The organism is Microvirga antarctica, from assembly GCF_017921815.1.
In the GTDB taxonomy this organism is placed as follows: domain Bacteria; phylum Pseudomonadota; class Alphaproteobacteria; order Rhizobiales; family Beijerinckiaceae; genus Microvirga; species Microvirga antarctica.
Window position 1 is genome coordinate 1 of record NZ_JAGEMM010000087.1, and the last position, 290, is coordinate 290.

The 290-nt window shown below is 42.4% G+C and carries 1 protein-coding gene; it reads right to left on the minus strand.

Translation table 11 applies throughout. The annotated features are described in order from the left end of the window. Window positions 1-290, minus strand: a 290-nt coding sequence (locus tag J4G32_RS20970; protein WP_210497609.1) for a PhoPQ-activated protein PqaA family protein, incomplete at both ends; no start/stop codon positions are given.

Consider the following 290-nt stretch of genomic DNA (forward strand, 5'->3'; position numbering starts at 1 on the left):
GCTTCCATAAATAATGCCCAGCTTCGGGAAACGCTTTCGTCCTCTTTCAATGGTTTTTTGTCATCCTGAAAGGTTAAATATTGGTTAGGTATATCACTCACTGATATTACGATGGTATTCGTATCACGGGCGATGCTTGCCAGTGTTTCCTGGGGGAAATCACCAGGTTTACCAGTGATTTGTACGCCTTTATCATAATTAATTCCGTTGTTTACAACCACCAAAGCATGGTGCTCTTTTGCCGTTTCAGGGATATAAATATCAACGTTATGTCGCCATTGCGCAGGGGT